Here is a 16,711-nt window from a genome sequence, read left to right on the forward strand (position 1 = left end):
TTTATTTACTGCGAAAATGGGATATATAATTCTATACCCATTAGCCGAGATAGTAAACGATTTAAATGAAGTGGTTAGATTGGTTATTGAAATAGTCTCTTATGAAGGAAGATTATTACCGCATTCATTCAGATAAAATTCAATAACCGCTTGAAATAAATAAATAGATTTAAGGGAGTTTATTTCCATTCATACAGGGAATGGATACATAAAAGAGCCACTTGTCATTAGTTTTTAATTTATTATATAAAAAAGCCCTCACATGAAGCTTATCTTCATGCAAGGACCCTTGGGATTAAATATTTATTGTACGCGACGTACTGTTCCGCTAAATTCTCCGCCCCAGTAGCTTCCTGGTGACATATCAGCAACAGCAACTCCTGTACTGCTTTGTGAACCGATAAATTTATTTCCGCCAAGATAAATACCAACATGGCCATTTGTTCCATTCGTATTGAAGAATACTAAGTCTCCAGGCTGCATATTACTTGCAGATACAGATGTACCTGTATTAACTAATGCACCTGTGTAAGACGGGATGGAATATCCAGCTTGAGCGAATGCCCAAGATACAAATCCGGAGCAGTCAAAACCAGTGCTAGGGCTTTTTCCTCCCCAAACATACGTGTTTTGGTGTGTTTGGCTCTGTGCAGCACTAAGCACTCCACTGATTCCAGAACCGGTTGATGGTGCAGGCTCTTCTGCTTTTTCTTCTTTAGGTTCTGATTTATTTTGATCAGAATTGCTGGAACTACTGTTGGACCCGCTATTAGAGCTTGTATTAGAGCTTGTATTAGAGCTTGATTCATTTGAGCTCGCAGTGCTACTACTGCTTTCAGAATTGTTATTGCTGCTATTATTACTGCTGCTATTATTGCTTTCGCTATTTGAAGAAGTTTCTTCTTGGTCTTCATTGGAAGAAGTTTCTTGCTGTTCTGGTTCACTTGCTTCTTCTTCAGCTTCATTTGCAGATTCAGTTTCTTCTTCAACCTCTGCTTCTGCTTCTTCATTGCTGCTTTCATCGCTAGAGCCTACGCTGACACTTGCTACCAATGTTTCTGGTGCTGGAGCAGTTGCTACTTCCAAACGATCTGCTACATCCTGCTCAATAGCAGCCAAACGGGAATCTTCAATTTCTAAATCTTCAATAAGTGCTGTTAAATCTGCTTCTTTATCTTTTAATGAAGCTTCTTTATCCTCAGCAGCATCTTTTTGCTCTGTAATTGTATTATTAATTCCTGTTAAATCTGTTTTCAATTGTGTTAATTCATCCAATTTTGTTTCAACTGCTTCTTGTTTATCTGCAACTTCTTGTTTATCTGCTTCTTGCTGTTCAAGTAAAGCTAAATCTGAATCAGTAATTTTATTCACTGCAGAAACACGATTTACAAAATCACTGAAATCCTGTGCTCCGAACAATACCTCAATATAGCTAATATCTCCGCCATTTTGCTGTAAAGCAACCGCACGTTCTTTTAAGATATCCGTACGTTTTTCAATTGCTTCTTCTAATTCTTTGATTGCATCTTCCAATTCACTAACTTCATCTTCCGTAGTTGAAATATTTTCTTCTGTTTCATCTAATTTCTGTTCATTTTGTTGAAGAGCAGAATTTAAATCATCAATTTCTTTCTGTAAATCTTGTAAATCAACTAAAACATCTGCTACTTGATTTTCAGCATCTGATAGATTAGATTGAACAGAATCACGATCATCCTGTACTTCAGTCTGTCTGTTTTCCAGGTCTTCTACTGATTCTGCTTTTACCGGCCCTGCAAAAAATACACTGCTCAAACCTACTACGGAAGCCGCAGTCAATGTCATTACTGTCTTTTTCAACTTCTATTCCCCGCTTTCAAATTTTGCACCGCAAATATATTATCTATGTATTTGAGTTCCCGAACATTTGCGATTAGTTTTTTATATTAATATTTTTTATATTCTTCTTCTAATTTGTAACTTTGTAAAGCTTAACATAAGAAAATGTCATGCATATTATAGAAATATTACATTTATGTTTCAATAACGACAAAACTCTTTCAAAATCGTCATAGAATACGCAATAACACCCGTCTGACAATGTTTTTCATTTTAGTAGATTTGTCTGGTGCTCCCCAATAAATATACCTAATCTAATTTTTTTCGTCATTTAATTTACGCAATAAATGATACAATACAATATAATAAATGAAAATATCTTATTAAATTTATTTGTTACAAATTATTTAACATGAGGAAAAGTAGGGATTGACGTGAAGGTTCAAACTATCATTGGAAATAGAGTGATTAAAACGGGGATTGCTGTATTTTTCACAGCGCTTATTTGTAAATGGGTCAATTTCCCGCCGACATTTGCCGTTATTACAGCTATCGTTACAATTGAACCAACTGTGACAGATTCTATTAAGAAAGGACTTGTCCGTTTTCCTGCCTCGGCGATTGGCGCTGCCTATGCCGTTATATTTCTGGCTATATTCGGTAATTCACCGTTTACTTATATGTTAGCTGCAATACTTACTATTTTCACTTGCTTTCGCTTAAACCTTCATGCAGGGTTACTGGTTGCAACCTTAACAGCAATTGCAATGATTGAATTAGTGGACGACAGTTATTTTCTTAGCTTTCTTATTCGACTGGCAACAACAACAATTGGATTGTCTGTCTCCACACTGGTAAATATGTTTGTTTTTCCGCCAAATTACCATCGTTCGATTGATAAACAGATTGTACCTATCCGCAAGCAATTAAGTAATCATATGAAGCGATGTTATTATGAATTGATTTTCACAAAAACACCTCTAGATTTTGGTGTAAATGAAAAAGTCGGCAGTGTATACAAAGAACTTGAAAGAGTAGAGTTGCTTTCACTCTACCAAAAGAAGGATTTGAAATTCCATCATATTTTAGAAAAACGCGAGGATGAATTAACACAATTAAGACAGCAGATTCATTATCTGCGAATGATTCAATATCATGTTACTAATATAGCAGAGCAGCCTACAATGAAATTTGAATGGGATGCACTGAAACAAAAACACGCTTTTGAAACAGTATGTTATTTTGCAAATGTGCTGGCTGGCAAAATCGACTTTGAGAAAGAAGAATGGATTGCTAAACGCGGACAGCTCAATCAGCTATTTCAAGAAATGTTAAAATCCAATCAAATGAGCAGTACAGAAAAATTGCCGATAGAATTAGTTGCTATCTATGAGTTGATTTCTATTGTGGAAATTATAGAAGATTATTTCTCATTGGATGAATAATTTATGAAAAAGAAACAAAATTTTTCAGATAACTTTGTTTCTTTTTCTAATACTTTACCCAAAGATAAAGAGCATAATAATGTTTCTACTCTCTGTCTAATTCTTCTTTTATCATCGCTGTTTCCTTATCTGACATTCCAGTTATATTTTTTACAAATAAATTATCCATCCCTTGTTCAAATAAGTTACGTGCAACGACTTTTCCATAACGGATAACCACCTTCGCCGCTTCCCGATTAGCAAGCACTGCATTTTCTTCTGCTTTTATTCTTTTCTCTCTCTCCTCTATCAGTTTAATTTTTTGCTGTTTATATTGATTTTTCATTTGATTATAATTCAGCTCTGCAACTGCTGCTCTTTCTTCTGCTTCCTGTCTTTTTTCTTCTGATTTTTCTATCTCTTTTAAAAAGTGCTGTTCTATCATATGTCGATACCTGTCCTGATAGGTCAATTGATTTTTTTCCGTATTGCTGATATCTCCCCAGTATTTCATAGCGATATTTAAATCTTGATCAACCATTGCCAGTTTCTCCAGTTCTTTATAGATATCCAGATGAAAATAATTATTACCTGCATCCACCGCAGCTAAAAGCAATAACCATCTCGCTAAAGTATCTTTCTCCAGATTTAACTTTCCTTGTTTCCAGCTGCGGATCAGCTTAGGTATCTCAACAAATTGATTTTCCTGCAGATTGGTCAGCGGGATATTTTTATCTTTATCTGACAATCTGAATACGCTATGGAATTCATCACTTTCATGGAATATTTCAAAATTCATGATGCTTATGGTTACCACGGAATGCTGGCTTTCCAAATCTGAATCTGCTTCAAATTGCCGGCGGTACATTTTTGACCAAAAATATAAAGATTGATTTTCCGGGGTATCTTGATCCGGGAAAAGTATTTCTACAAAAACCGCTTCTTTATCTTCTGTCTCAACAAACAATGATAAAGAAGTGTTCTCGCCTTCGTCAGCTGCATTCTTATTTTGAAATTCAAGATTCTGGATTTGTGCTCTGTCGGAATTGGTAAAAAAAGCATTTAAAAAGGCTATTATAATCTTCTTATTGCGCTCATCACCAAACAGCATTTTAAAGGCATAATCAATTTTTAAGTCCATCAGTCGATTTGGACCATTTTTAGGAATAGCATTTTTGTATACTTCGCCATTTTCGCATATCTGAGGGAATAATAGTGTTGCGTTGCGAGGATAAATCATGGAAACACATCCTTATGTTTTAGTAGAGGACTTACCAAGAAGAGGTTCTAAATACAGTTAACCAAACATATGTTCTTTTGTCAACAAAAAACTTAAAAAAACTGCAGGAACATCCCTACAGTTTTTCTTTCTTTCTTTTCCTGATATACCAGGCAATGAAAATGAATATTCCTGCAATGATAAAGGTATAGACAACATTAGAATAGATATCCATAAAAGCTGCTACACGATGCCAATTCTCTCCCAAAATGGTTCCAATACCGATGAGGATACTGTTCCAAATAATAGAACCTGCTGCTGTTAATAGCATAAACATCCAGAAGTTCATTCTTGCCATCCCTGCTGGAATAGAGATTAAGCTCCGCAGCAGCGGCACCATCCGGCAAAAAAATACAGTCCAATAGCCATACTTTCCGAACCATTCATCTGCCTTATAAATATCTGTTTTTTTCAAACGCAATAGATGCCCGCACCGGTCAACAATTTTCTCCAGCCGCTCCACATCGAGTATCATCCCAATACAATATAAAAGCATGGCGCCAATCAGCGCTCCTAATGTGGCTGCTGTTAATACACCGGTATAGGTTAATGTACTGCCTATTGTCATGAATCCTCCAAAAGGCAGGATGATTTCAGATGGTATCGGCGGGAATAAATTCTCTAACGTCATCATCAGAAAAATTCCAAAATACCCAAATTGCTCCATCATGGCTGTAACCCATTGTCCCATAATATCCTCCATTTACGCTTGTCCTCTTTATTAAGGTATATTCTATCATGCTGCAGCCTATGATTTTTATTTCATTTTGAAAACAAGTGTTAAGAATTTAAGGGATGGCAGCTTTATTTGGTCTGGTTCATTATTTCTGCCAGCTGACGGTAAGAATATTCTCTTGCTTTATACGTTGGCGCCATCGTGAGCACCATTATTTCATCACATTGATATGCTTCCTGCAGTTTCGTGAGTTTTTCTTGTACGAGGGCTTTATCTCCAATAATTTGTTTATCGGCAAATTGGGCTTGCTCCTCCTGATCTGCCTGCGGAGATGGATCCTGCTCTTCTCTTTTGCGCTTTGCTTCTTCTGCTAATTCCAAAGCTTCCTTTTCTGTTTCAGCGCACAGAACAGATACCGCAACGATAGCGGAGGGACTCTCAGCTTGTCTCAGGTAGCCGGCCATAATTTCCGGTCCATTATCAGCGCCCATAAAGTGACCAAAAACATAAGGCAGTTTTTTAGTTACGGCCAGCTGAGCACTCCGCTGGCTTGTCCCCAACAGCCAAGGCACAGGCTGAACAGGAGGTACGGGGGCAGCGGTCACACGTGAATAAAGATGCTCCGGCGAAAAGTCATCCTGAAGGAAATGAAGCAATTCATCTATATAATCCGGCATTGCTTTCACCTTTTCCAAAAAGTTTCCAGCAAGGGCTATAGAAGCTTCTGCGGAACCGCCCGGCGCCCGGCCGATTCCTAAATCTACCCGGTTCGGATACAATGCAGCCAGCATCCGGTAGCGCTCAGCAATATTAAACGGCCGGTAATTCGGCAATAGCACTGCTCCTGAACCGATTCGGATTCTTTCTGTTCTGCTGCCGATAATCCCCAGCAATATATCCGGAGCAGGGCTCGCCAAGCCTTGCATGTCATGATGCTCCGCAACCCAATAACGTTCATAACCTAATTGGTCGGCCAGGACTGCCAGATCCATACTTGCTTCCAGCGCCTGCTTTGCGTCCGCATCTGCAAATAATGGAGATTGATCCAAGATACTTAATTTCATTCTTCGTGCTCCCCTTTCTGCTCTAATTGATCTACCAGGTTTTCCGCTGCCCTGCGGTAAAAGTTACTCATCCCTGTCAGACTGGTAATCAGTAATACTTGTTTTAGATATTCATCATCTACAATATCTTTGTCCAATTCTGTCTCAAATATTTCTTCCTGGTTCTTCATATGTTCTTCAAAACTCGCTGCGTTTCTATCCATTAACTGAATGTAATTGGTATAAAAATTCGCCAGGTCAAAATCATCATCCTGCACTCTCTGATTCATCTCTTCAAATGTTTTCCCGATATCCTTTATAGATAACACACTTTTCATTTGATAAATCATACTAATCAGCAGCAAATGCTCTTTCGAATATTTTTTATTATTGATAGGGAAGAATAACTTAGCCTTCGCATAATTGTTAATCATGGTTTTCGTTAACACTTTATCTTCTTCATACCGCTTGGAAGAAGCAAATTTACTTTCAAAAAGTTGAATAACCTGATCCATATATAAATCTAAATCGGGTATTTCTTCCGATTTCAACTGGTTCTCTAAATGAAGTCCTTCTAATTGCTTTTGTATATCCACGAAATGACCTCTCTCTCATAATATAAAGATAGTAAGCAAAGCAAGAAATTTAATTATTTATCGTTCAGCTATCTACTTTTCATTATAGACGTAATTCGTTAAATTTCAAACATTGACTACTTGATGAAACAGGTATATAGTTATTACATAGTATTTGAAACTACATAACGGATTGGAGATGTTTTTTTGAATAAATTTATTCGGGAACCAATGAATGCTTTTACTCATTTTATTGGGATTGTTTTATCTATCGTCGGACTGATATTACTTGTTGTCAAAGCAGCACGGGTCGGAACGCCATTAGACGTCGGTGCTGTCGCAGCTTTTGGTATTAGTTTAATTCTATTATATACTGCTTCAACGGTTTATCATTCTGTGATTGCCGGTCCAAAAACAATTGCTTTTTTGAGAAGAATGGATCATTCCATGATTTATGTACTGATTGCCGGCACGTATATTCCACTATGTCTGATTGCTCTCGAGGGAACGGTTGGCTGGGTACTATTCTGGGTAGTTACGGGATTGGCAGTCCTTGGCGTTCTATTTAAATTAATATGGTTTCATTCCCCGAGATGGCTGTCTACCCTTCTCTATGTTTTAATGGGATGGATTGCCATATTTTATACAGGCCCGCTTGCTCCAATTATCGGGACTGGCGGAATAACCTGCTTAATTGTGGGAGGAATATTTTATACGATTGGGGCATTTATTTACTGGTTAAAGCCGGAGTTTCTGCGTTCCCGCTATTTCGGCTTCCATGAGATATTTCATATTTTTATCCTGCTTGGCAGTATTTCACACTTCTTGTGTATTTATCTGTACGTCATTTAAATAGGCTAAAACCTCGAATTCATTCTTGGAGAATTCGAGGTTTTTTTCGAGTTTATTCGAATATATTTATTCAAGCACTCTTACTTTATAATACAACTTCTACTTTACTATTTTCGTAACCATTTTAATTAATTCCTGCTGATAATTCTTTATATCAAAGCTTTCACTTTGCAGCAGCATACTCTCACTCGCAGCGCCATTTATCAGTATAGCCGTTGCTTTGGGGTCAAAGTCAGCTGAAAAGATACGTTTCTCCTGTCCTTCTGACAAAATGGTTTCTAATCGCAGGTAAAGCGGATCTTCTTCCTCTTCATTCAATTTATAGTAAGGAATATTATCCTCCGTCCGGGCATTAAAGATGATTTCAATCAGTGCTACATTATTTTCAACATATTCATTTTGGTACGTGAGCGTTGCTGTTATATAAGCCAGCAGCTGCTCAAAGATATCTGTCTCTGCCTTCATCCGTTCTTCAATAAATTCGAGCTGGGCACCAATTAAGTAATTTAAGGTATGCTGGATCAGCTCTTCTTTATCGGCAAAATGATAGGAAATCAATCCCGTGCTGATTTTCGCTTGTTTTGCTATTTTAGCAAGACTTAATTTGACATAGCCAATATCATTCAACACATCAATCGTCGCTTTTAAAATTTGTTCTCTCCGCGCTTCAGAGATAAATGTTTTTTCCTTCGTCACTTCATATCACCCTCTTATCATTCGGACATACTGCCGCTTGTCCTCATCACGAATCACAGCTCCCTTAGCCGCTAAATCCTTCCGCAGCACCGCTGCTTCTTTTACATTATCTTCCCTCAGCACCTTTTCTCTCGCAGCAAGCAAACTGTTCACAGAAGCAGGAAAATCAGGATGCTCCGGAATCCAGCGCTGGTAATCCGCTTGATAAGGATCCTGAGACTTCCAGGGAAAATAGTGTTCCAAAAAAGCTGCTTTTATTTTCGGCTGCTTTACATCTGTTTGCGACCGATACAGCTCCTCTCCTTTTTGGCCTAAAACGACAATATCCTTTCTATCCATATAAATTGCTGAAATATCATTTTTTTGCAAGGTAACTTCTTGATCATACCTTTTCATTGTAACTTCTTGATCTGCAATCGTCATTTTTAATGATTCACTGAAGGCATACACCGCAAAGAGAATTCCTGCAATCAAACCAACAATTACTCCGATAATCGATACCCAGGAGCTATTCCAGGATACAATCCATTCAAAAAACGGACCAAACGGGACAAATGGAATTTTAATCAGCCAGCTCGAAATAATTTGAATAAACCAGCCAATAATTGCTCCAAGAAGCGGACCTCCTATAATAATAATCGCTTTATCCATTTTTGATAAACCAAGTACGGTTTCATTTTGCATATTTTATATTCTCCTCTGGATATAGTTTATTTTTTGATTGGTTAATCAAATTCTAACATAAATAATTAAATTTCACTAGTTAAGAGGAAGCAATCCGTATTTTAAAATAGAATAAAAGGTTAAATTGATTTCAGCCATAAATGGATATGTTTTAATTCACTTAAACCGGGAAAACACATGATAGAACAAACATTAACAGGAAGGATGATTATTCATGAGAAATACACAATATCAGCCAGCAAAAAAGAGAGACATTGCTGACGCTCAAGAGGTCCATTACTCTAAAGAATTTAAGCAGGCAGATATTGCTGGCGGCTATCGGAAACCTCGTGTTAATGAGGCAAAATCCGAGAACCCTAAATTAAAACAATAACTAGTTACCTTTTTGACAATATAAAATTTTTAAAAGGAGCTGCAGCACAATCAGTAACTGATTGTGCTGCAGCTCCTTGATTTTTATCTTAAACTCTGAATTCTTGCATCCCCTTCATGCACCACTATATTTTCGCGAGAATGATAAAGAAAAACCAGAATACCGCTTGGTCTTTAAATCACAGGTGTCCTCGCCAAAGCGATGTCCGCTGCGGGAAGTCGCTTTCCGCGGGCAACGCTTCAGTCTCCTCGGAAGAAAACCGCTTCCTGCGGGGCATAAGTGCGACTATGCTTGTGTCTGTTCCTGCCGGCTTGCCAATCAGCAAGTCTTCTTTAAAGGAGATGAGCTCGGGGCCTATGGAAAGCGTAGTATTTTTCCGCAGCGGCTATATTCAGCTTTTTTTATATACTTTCTTATTCTTTGAAAAAAACAATATTCACGATCAGATTGATCTTTTCTTCATTCTTCCTATCGATTCATTCTTACAATTGCCAAAAAGCTGCCTTTTGCGTTGAACAAAAGACAGCTTCCTGCTTCTTAACGTCTATTAACAATAGTGATTTTCCGCATAAACGGAAAACCTATCAAGTAAAAAACAATACCGATGAAAAACATGCTTACAAAGGTCATTATAGTCACATCAGAGAACAGATTGACAACGGCATCAACCAGCCAGCCTTCAAAAGCACCATATAGGGTAACAACCATCAGGACTCCCAGCACAGTTCCTCCACCGACTAATCCCGTCCGGTAAAATAGTAATGCAATGTAATACAATACAGCCATAATTAGGAACATGACAAGGGCATCCACGACAATCCGCATAATCCAGTTATCTGTCAAAAACATAGCCGGATGAACATAAATATAGTTTGTCACACCAACTGCCTGGAATAACCATTCTGTTACCTGCTGCAGGGTGCTTCCAATAAAAGCTATCGCCAAGGAGTATGCAAACATAAAATACAGCTGCATGACATACATGTTTTTACGGGTAGCTCCCATTTTTAATCCAAACGGAACATTGCCTTTCACTAATTGAAACCCGACAATACCAACGTTAAAGTATGTTGCAAACGGGATGGCGAAATACATTTTAAATTCATCGACTCCCAATAATAAATAACAAATAATAGCTGATGCAATGATGATACCTGTTAATATGGAAAAAAATATTTTAGCGGTTCGAACCACATCAACCGTATAATAATAAAACATGCCTTTTATTTGATTGTTCATGGATTAAGCCCCTTTCTTCTTCTCTGTTAAATGAATCATCAGCTCCTGCACCGGAACACCTTCCACTTCTAGACCGGCTTCTTCTGCTTCTTTCCTGCTGCCGAAAGCATATGCCATGGAGCTGCCTGCTAAATCCGTACGCTGGATAATATCCTTATCCACTAAATAAGCATCCACTTTATCCTTTGGTCCAGAAACAGCGACTGTCTTTGCCCGCAATTCTTCCGAGCTTTCCTGGAGCACGACAGCACCCTTTTTAAGAATAATAACCTCTTCAAACATTAAACTGACTTCATCAATCAAATGCGTAGAAAAAATGATTGTCCGGGGGTTTTCCTGATAATCATCCAATAGGATGTCATAAAACATTTTACGGGAAGGAGCATCCATACCGATATAGGGCTCATCAAATACAGTGATAGGTGCTCTGCTTGCCAGACCGGTTGTAATTCCTAACGCAGACTCCATTCCTTTTGATAACGTCTTTACTTTTGCAGATTGCTTCAAATTAAACGTCTCTAATAATTCTTCCGCCATTTCCTGGTCCCAGTTCGGGTAAAAATAAGCAAAAATCTTCAATACTTGCTTTATCTTTAACTCTGGACTGAAATTATTCGCTTCTTTGATCAGACAGATGGATTCTGTGAGCCGCTGATTTTCAAATGGGTTCTCTCCATCAATGGTGATATCTCCCGAAGATGCTAACATTTGACCACTTAAAATATCCATGAAAGTCGTCTTTCCTGCTCCATTTCTGCCAAGCAGACCATAGATTTTATTTCCTTCCAAAGTAAAGGAAACTTGATCCAAAGCATGATTGTCACCATAGGTTTTACTTAATTGATTCACTTTAATTTCCATGTGCCTCATCCTCTCGATTAAGCATATTAATTAGTTCCTGTCTATCCATTTCCAGCTTCTCCGCTTCCCTTTTCATTGGAAGCAGGTAATTCTCATAAAATGTCTGCTTTCTTTTTTCAATCACAATGCTTTTCGCTTCCTCTGTCACAAACATGCCAACGCCCCGTTTCTTGATTAAAATACCTTCCAGGACAAGCTCATTGATTCCCTTGCCTGCTGTAGCCGGATTAATCTGATAAAATTTCGCAAATTCGTTGGTGGAAGGCGCCCTTTCTCCGCCATTCAATGAGCCATCGATAATGGAATCTTCAATTTGCTCTTTTATCTGCAGGAAAATCGGTTTGTTTTCATCTAATTCTTTTTTCATTAGCCTCATTCCTTAATTGGTTAATTACTTATGTAACTAACCCTATAACATAATCAGTATAAAGTCAACTTGTTTATTTAAAAATAATCTGCTTATATTCGTAGTGAAACCTTGTGTACAAAGGGGGATTTACACACTTTTATTTTTCATTTTGAATTGTACAGTTTTGTTAGAGAGGTCTATTTTTCACGCAAAAAAATAAGACCAGGTAAGGTACCCGGTCTTATTCTTCATTCCATTATTCCTCTGCCATTTCCGACTGCACATAATGATAAACCAAATTCTCCGTATGTTTAAGAGATAATTCGTGTGTGCGTTCGAACGCATGCGATGCATCAATTCCCGGTCCAATTAAGCCATGAACGACATCATATCCAGCTCGGATAGCTGCTGATGCATCGGATTGATAGTACGGATAAATATCTAATTGATATTCGATGCCGTTCGCCTTAGCAATTTCTGTAAGATAATTGCGCAGACCGTAATGGTACGGCCCGGAAGCATCCTTCACACAAATCGATACTGTATATTCATCGGTTCTCTGTCCGTCTCCGATAGCCCCCATATCAACCGCTAGGTATTCTACCGTTTCCGGCGGGATATTCGAATTGCCGCCATAGCCGATTTCTTCATTATTGGAAAAGAGAAAATGTGTTGTGTAAGGCAGCTCTGTCAGATCTGCTGCCAGCTTTTCAATCACGTTAATTAAGATTGCTGCACTTGCTTTATCATCCAAATGACGCGATTTAATAAAGCCGGATTCTGTTAATTCTACTCGCGGGTCAAAGGAAATAAAATCGCCTACTTCTATTCCCAATTTACGGGTGTCTTCTTCATTCTTCACCACTTCGTCAATACGCACTTCCATATTTTCCGTATCTCTTTTCAGTTCGCCTGCTTTTCGATACACATGGACAGCGGTTTGATGCATTAAAATCGTTCCCGTATATTTTTCTCCGCTCACGGTATGGATGGTACAATATTCCCCTTCCACAAAATTTAGCGGGAAGCCGCCGATGACTTGTATTTTCAGGCGGCCGTCTGCTTTGATTTCTTTAACAATGGCTCCTAGTGTGTCTACATGCGCTGTCAAGAAGCGATGTTTTGAAGTATCCTTCCCTGGCAGCGTTACAATCAGACCGCCTTTATTGTTGCGTTTGGTTTGTACGTTACTTTTCGCTAATCGGTTTTCAATAAATAGAATGGCATCTTTAGTATAGCCGCTTGGACTTGCTATTTTCACTAAATCTTTAATTAGTGTTTTTGTTTCCTCTACATTGGGAAAACTACTCATTATATTACCTCCTCCAGGTTTTGAAATGAAGGTGAACTTGTCTATTACAGTTTATCAGAAAACGCAGCGTTCGATAAAGCGCATCTCAACAGCTCATTTCACTTTCTTAGCGGCCTTACGCACAAGTCTTCAGGTGCGCACAAAATTACATTTATACCAAAATAGAAAAGCCTTCCTTTTATGTTTGCCTGGAAATTGCATTGTCATGAATTGTTCATAGTTCAAGGAAATGTTACTTTTTTGATTTGACTATACTTGTCTTACACTTTATTCTGCTATAAGCTTAAATCTGGAGAAATTATACTGAATTCAATAAATAGAAGGAGGAAAAACGATGAAAAAACTTACAGGGGCGTTCGCTTTTGTTGTCTTACTTTTCGCATTTAGTGCAAGTCCTGTCTTTGCACATACACATCTTGATACGTCTGATCCAGAGGAAGGCTCAACGGTAACAGATACGTTAGACGATATTACGCTATATTTTGAAACAGTGATTGAAGATAGTGCTGTGATGGAGCTTCATGCTGAGGACGGCACAGAAATCGCGCTTGATAATCTGACTGTCAATGAAGATGAGTTTTCTGCTGATGTCACGGAGCCTTTAGAAAATGGAACATATACCCTCAGCTGGGATATTATCGGTGTAGATGGTCATCCAATGGAAGACTCTATTTCATTCGAAGTGGACATAGAGGAATCTGCCGTTGAGGAAGAGGAAGACACCAATACTGCGGAAGATGAAGAGAATACAGCGGATACACCCGAAGAGCAGGCTGATGAAAATGAAGCAGCCGCAGAAAATAATGTGCAGGAAGAAGCTGCAGATGATACGAATTCCAATACCTTGCTAATTACTGTGCTGGTTATTGCTATTGTCGCTGTCATCGCCATTGTACTACTAAAAAGGAAGAAATAATGTATGTTTTATGTAACCATTTTTACAGAAACGTTCTTATATCTTTGCCTTGCATTTTTAGCGGGAAGCTTTCTGATTCGACTGCTTCCTGCCACTTCTCATATCAGGGTTAACATATCTTCCAATCTGCAGCTTGCTGCAGTCTGGGGGATTGCTTTATTTGCATTTGTCCCTCTTATCCAGTTAATAACTCATATCGCAGGCCGTTCTACCTTAGGCTCCGCGTTTGAAGATGTTCTATTATCCTTTCGAATTGGAAATGCATGGCTATTCTTATTTATTATTTGTATTCTTTTCAGTGTTTATATTGCTTATATCAAAAATACAGACAGTAAACAGGCAGCTTGGGTCGGAATGGTGTTCACAGGCTTTGCGGCATTTGGAGTCGGCTGGGCAAGCCACGCAGGTTCTTTCGAGGGATTTCTTGGCGTCTTCACACATGGCGTACACATGCTGGCAGTCAGCGCGTGGATTGGAACGCTGTTGATGGCCTCGTGGTTTGTACCAAAGTCTATGGATTGGCAGCGTTTTGTCACCAGCTACCATCCCTTTGCACTTATCTGTTTTGTCATTGTTGTCTTAAGCGGTATTTTATTAGCCCAATTCACCGTGGATTTCAGACAGTATGATGAAGCCCTGCTCGTTTCTTACGGCCAAAGTTTATTCTTAAAACAATTATTTATCATTCCATTAGTCATATACGCTATCTTTAACGGGATTTGGATGAAACGGCGTTTACAGGCCGATGCAAGCCTTCAGGCAAGACCTTGGATACGTGTAGAGTTCTTTATTATTTTATTTATCCTGCTGCTGACAGGCATCATGAATGAGCAATCACCGCCGCTTTACATGGAAAGCCTTATCGAACATAGCGGTTACGCTCCTATTTTAAATATGTTTTATGATGGAACCATGGATGGCGCAGCAATTAGCTTAGCTTTAGACGGCTCTGTTTTCTTCTTTATTGCCTTAGCACTTGCTTGTATTGCCGGCAGTATCTATATTTTTAAAGCTAAAAAACACCCGGCGCTTTCTTGGCTGACCTCGCTGCTCTTTGTCGTCATGGGATACTTTGCTTTTATTCAAAGCATTGTAATCAACTGATTGTCTTTTATTAAACTGAAAAAAGTCTCAAAATGGATAGAAGTGCATTTTGCGACTTTTTTTGATGATAAAAATTTACCTAGATGCAGGTTCTTATTAAAAGTACTCTGACTGCTGATATATCCCTAACAAAAACGCATGTGTTCCAAATAGTATTCAGAACACATGCGTTATATTTACATTATCTCAGTATCGTAACTTTTACATCTTTTCTTCCCCAGCTGAGTGCTTGAGATTGATCCGATACGAATACATCAATTTTATTTCCATTGATTGCTCCGCCGGTATCACGTGCTACAGCTACACCATAGCCTTCCACCTCTACCACACTGCCAAGCGGAATAACGCTAGGGTCAACAGCGATTACTTTTGCACCTGGATTGTTCTTTAAATTAAATCCAGTTGTTGTAATGCCGGTACATCCGCTGCAATCAGCTGTATAAGCTGTTGATGAAACGGTAAATGTTTTACCTGAGCTTTCTTCCTTACTTGAACTCTCTTCTTTTTCTGCAGAATCTTCTTTCGGCTTAGAAGTCTCTTCCTTCGATTCTTCTTTCTTTTCAGGCTCTTCTTTTTCTGCAGGAGCCTCTTCTTCTTCCGGGTCATTTGTGATTGTTTTTGATGCTACACTTGTCTCTTTTTCTTGATGGACTTTAGTTTCTTCTTCCTCTGCTGCTTCCGCTTCTTTAGCTGCTTTTTCTTCTGCGGCTGCGAGCTTAGCCGCTTCCTCTTCTTTTGCTTTTTCTTCCGCCGCAGCAATTTCTGCTTGCGTATCCGCTTCTAAAGAGGCTAATTGGGAATCTGTGATTTCCAGTTCATCTACAAGCGCTTCTAGGTCTGCCTGCTTCGTTTCCAGTTCATCCTTTTGTGCATTGCTGTCAGCAAGTGCAACTTCTACGTTATCTTTTGCAGCGCTTTGCTCTTCTTTTAAGTCATTCAAAGCATTCATTTTTTCAGTTTCTTCTTTTTGCTTGTCTTCTAAAGAAGCAATATCTGTTTCCTGCTGTTCAATTAACTTCGCATCGGAATCTGCTATTTTATTCACTGCATTTGCGCGTGAAATAAAATCTTCAAAGCTCTGTGCGCCGAAGAGAACTTCCAGATAATTGATGTCTCCGCCGGATTGCTGAACAGATACCATCCGCTCTTGTAATAGTTCAAAACGTTCCTCTATCTTTTGTTCAAGCTCTTGCATTTCATCTTCTAAAACAACAATATCGTCTAATAAAGCATCAATCTGTTGATCTGTTTCATCAATCTCCTGCTGCTTTGCTTCTAATTCATTTTCAGTACTTGCGATCTCACTCTTTAACTGCTCCAGTTCTTCTAATACGGAAGCAATCTGTTGTTCAGAATCAGATAACTCTGTTTTAACATCTGAACGCTGATCGCGAATTTCTTCAAGATCATCAGCAGTTTCTGCTTGAACTGGTATAATACTTGAACTCATGAAACCAACTATCATTACTATCGCTAGCAAAAATGATTTCTTCAATTCTACTCCCCCTGT

The 16,711-nt window shown here is 38.5% G+C and carries 17 protein-coding genes; 5 read left to right on the forward strand and 12 right to left on the reverse strand.

Translation table 11 applies throughout. The features are described 5' to 3' along the window. Positions 1 to 303: 303 nt before the first annotated feature. Positions 304 to 1,839, reverse strand: a complete 1,536-nt coding sequence (locus tag ACW0TQ_RS13805; RefSeq protein WP_455725780.1) for a C40 family peptidase — start codon at positions 1,837 to 1,839, stop codon at positions 304 to 306. Positions 1,840 to 2,252: 413 nt separating this feature from the next. On the opposite strand from ACW0TQ_RS13805, the gene ACW0TQ_RS13810 reads away from it, so the two are divergent. After that, on the forward strand, positions 2,253 to 3,263 hold the full coding sequence (locus ACW0TQ_RS13810; RefSeq protein WP_256704957.1) for an aromatic acid exporter family protein: 1,011 nt from the start codon (positions 2,253 to 2,255) through the stop codon (positions 3,261 to 3,263). Positions 3,264 to 3,348: 85 nt separating this feature from the next. Here the strand turns inward: ACW0TQ_RS13810 and ACW0TQ_RS13815 are convergent, their stop codons facing one another. The 4 genes from ACW0TQ_RS13815 to ACW0TQ_RS13830 form a co-directional block, all read right to left on the reverse strand. Continuing rightward, the gene (locus tag ACW0TQ_RS13815; RefSeq protein WP_256704958.1) at positions 3,349 to 4,482 is read right to left on the reverse strand and encodes an Rpn family recombination-promoting nuclease/putative transposase; all 1,134 of its coding nucleotides are present in this window, start codon (positions 4,480 to 4,482) and stop codon (positions 3,349 to 3,351) included. Between the two features lie 115 nt (positions 4,483 to 4,597). Continuing rightward, positions 4,598 to 5,212: a DedA family protein gene (locus ACW0TQ_RS13820; RefSeq protein ID WP_042535833.1), complete on the reverse strand. Its 615-nt coding sequence runs from the start codon at positions 5,210 to 5,212 to the stop codon at positions 4,598 to 4,600. A 113-nt stretch (positions 5,213 to 5,325) separates the two neighbouring features. Beyond that, positions 5,326 to 6,261, reverse strand: coding sequence for an MsnO8 family LLM class oxidoreductase (locus ACW0TQ_RS13825; protein WP_193063555.1), 936 nt, complete (start codon positions 6,259 to 6,261; stop codon positions 5,326 to 5,328). Next, complete coding sequence (locus ACW0TQ_RS13830; RefSeq protein ID WP_042530516.1) at positions 6,258 to 6,836, reverse strand: DUF1836 domain-containing protein; 579 nt, start codon at positions 6,834 to 6,836, stop codon at positions 6,258 to 6,260. Before ACW0TQ_RS13830 ends, ACW0TQ_RS13825 begins: the two co-directional genes overlap by 4 nt. A gap of 186 nt (positions 6,837 to 7,022) precedes the next feature. Between ACW0TQ_RS13830 and trhA the strand changes: the two genes are divergently transcribed. Next, positions 7,023 to 7,667: a PAQR family membrane homeostasis protein TrhA gene (gene trhA, locus ACW0TQ_RS13835; protein WP_042530514.1), complete on the forward strand. Its 645-nt coding sequence runs from the start codon at positions 7,023 to 7,025 to the stop codon at positions 7,665 to 7,667. Positions 7,668 to 7,766: 99 nt separating this feature from the next. Here trhA and ACW0TQ_RS13840 read toward each other — a convergent pair whose 3' ends face one another. Both ACW0TQ_RS13840 and ACW0TQ_RS13845 read right to left on the reverse strand, forming a co-directional pair. Further along, positions 7,767 to 8,363: a TetR/AcrR family transcriptional regulator gene (locus ACW0TQ_RS13840; RefSeq protein WP_042530512.1), complete on the reverse strand. Its 597-nt coding sequence runs from the start codon at positions 8,361 to 8,363 to the stop codon at positions 7,767 to 7,769. 6 nt (positions 8,364 to 8,369) lie between these two features. Continuing rightward, a complete protein-coding gene (locus ACW0TQ_RS13845; protein ID WP_193063552.1) occupies positions 8,370 to 9,047 on the reverse strand; it encodes a YqeB family protein in 678 nt (225 codons plus the stop codon). Positions 9,048 to 9,261: 214 nt separating this feature from the next. Here ACW0TQ_RS13845 and ACW0TQ_RS13850 point away from each other — a divergent pair, with 214 nt between their 5' ends. Beyond that, positions 9,262 to 9,420 (forward strand): YfhE family protein, encoded by a 159-nt coding sequence (locus ACW0TQ_RS13850; protein WP_139089027.1) that lies wholly within the window; start codon positions 9,262 to 9,264, stop codon positions 9,418 to 9,420. 537 nt (positions 9,421 to 9,957) lie between these two features. On the opposite strand, the gene ACW0TQ_RS13855 is transcribed toward ACW0TQ_RS13850, so the two are convergent. The 4 genes from ACW0TQ_RS13855 to ACW0TQ_RS13870 form a co-directional block, all read right to left on the reverse strand. Continuing rightward, on the reverse strand, positions 9,958 to 10,659 hold the full coding sequence (locus ACW0TQ_RS13855) for a hypothetical protein (protein WP_042530506.1): 702 nt from the start codon (positions 10,657 to 10,659) through the stop codon (positions 9,958 to 9,960). Between the two features lie 3 nt (positions 10,660 to 10,662). Then, positions 10,663 to 11,520, reverse strand: coding sequence for an ABC transporter ATP-binding protein (locus ACW0TQ_RS13860; RefSeq protein ID WP_042530504.1), 858 nt, complete (start codon positions 11,518 to 11,520; stop codon positions 10,663 to 10,665). Then, positions 11,510 to 11,887 carry a GntR family transcriptional regulator gene (locus ACW0TQ_RS13865; protein ID WP_042530501.1) on the reverse strand — a complete coding sequence of 126 codons (378 nt, stop codon included), beginning with the start codon at positions 11,885 to 11,887 and terminating at the stop codon, positions 11,510 to 11,512. The genes ACW0TQ_RS13860 and ACW0TQ_RS13865 overlap by 11 nt, the downstream gene beginning before the upstream one ends. A gap of 238 nt (positions 11,888 to 12,125) precedes the next feature. Beyond that, positions 12,126 to 13,181: a M42 family metallopeptidase gene (locus tag ACW0TQ_RS13870; RefSeq protein WP_455725781.1), complete on the reverse strand. Its 1,056-nt coding sequence runs from the start codon at positions 13,179 to 13,181 to the stop codon at positions 12,126 to 12,128. Positions 13,182 to 13,515: 334 nt separating this feature from the next. Here ACW0TQ_RS13870 and ACW0TQ_RS13875 point away from each other — a divergent pair, with 334 nt between their 5' ends. Both ACW0TQ_RS13875 and ACW0TQ_RS13880 read left to right on the forward strand, forming a co-directional pair. Then, on the forward strand, positions 13,516 to 14,097 hold the full coding sequence (locus tag ACW0TQ_RS13875) for a copper resistance CopC family protein (protein ID WP_455725782.1): 582 nt from the start codon (positions 13,516 to 13,518) through the stop codon (positions 14,095 to 14,097). A 3-nt stretch (positions 14,098 to 14,100) separates the two neighbouring features. Then, positions 14,101 to 15,201: a copper resistance D family protein gene (locus ACW0TQ_RS13880; RefSeq protein WP_193063542.1), complete on the forward strand. Its 1,101-nt coding sequence runs from the start codon at positions 14,101 to 14,103 to the stop codon at positions 15,199 to 15,201. Between the two features lie 181 nt (positions 15,202 to 15,382). Here ACW0TQ_RS13880 and ACW0TQ_RS13885 read toward each other — a convergent pair whose 3' ends face one another. After that, positions 15,383 to 16,696, reverse strand: a complete 1,314-nt coding sequence (locus tag ACW0TQ_RS13885) for a PcsB-like coiled-coil domain-containing protein (protein WP_193063540.1) — start codon at positions 16,694 to 16,696, stop codon at positions 15,383 to 15,385. Between the last annotated feature and the right edge of the window lie 15 nt (positions 16,697 to 16,711).

Source organism: Oceanobacillus sp. M60, from assembly GCF_053839645.1.

Bases quoted from the DNA above. Each gene is read 5' to 3' on its own strand.
- ACW0TQ_RS13815 (WP_256704958.1), bottom strand. From the start codon at position 4,482: ATGATTTATCCTCGCAACGCAACACTATTATTCCCTCAGATATGCGAA.
- ACW0TQ_RS13820 (WP_042535833.1), bottom strand. From the start codon at position 5,212: ATGGGACAATGGGTTACAGCCATGATGGAGCAATTTGGGTATTTTGGA.
- ACW0TQ_RS13825 (WP_193063555.1), bottom strand. From the start codon at position 6,261: ATGAAATTAAGTATCTTGGATCAATCTCCATTATTTGCAGATGCGGAC.
- ACW0TQ_RS13845 (WP_193063552.1), bottom strand. From the start codon at position 9,047: ATGCAAAATGAAACCGTACTTGGTTTATCAAAAATGGATAAAGCGATT.
- ACW0TQ_RS13850 (WP_139089027.1), top strand. From the start codon at position 9,262: ATGAGAAATACACAATATCAGCCAGCAAAAAAGAGAGACATTGCTGAC.
- ACW0TQ_RS13855 (WP_042530506.1), bottom strand. From the start codon at position 10,659: ATGAACAATCAAATAAAAGGCATGTTTTATTATTATACGGTTGATGTG.
- ACW0TQ_RS13860 (WP_042530504.1), bottom strand. From the start codon at position 11,520: ATGGAAATTAAAGTGAATCAATTAAGTAAAACCTATGGTGACAATCAT.
- ACW0TQ_RS13865 (WP_042530501.1), bottom strand. From the start codon at position 11,887: ATGAAAAAAGAATTAGATGAAAACAAACCGATTTTCCTGCAGATAAAA.
- ACW0TQ_RS13870 (WP_455725781.1), bottom strand. From the start codon at position 13,181: ATGAGTAGTTTTCCCAATGTAGAGGAAACAAAAACACTAATTAAAGAT.
- ACW0TQ_RS13875 (WP_455725782.1), top strand. From the start codon at position 13,516: ATGAAAAAACTTACAGGGGCGTTCGCTTTTGTTGTCTTACTTTTCGCA.
- ACW0TQ_RS13880 (WP_193063542.1), top strand. From the start codon at position 14,101: ATGTTTTATGTAACCATTTTTACAGAAACGTTCTTATATCTTTGCCTT.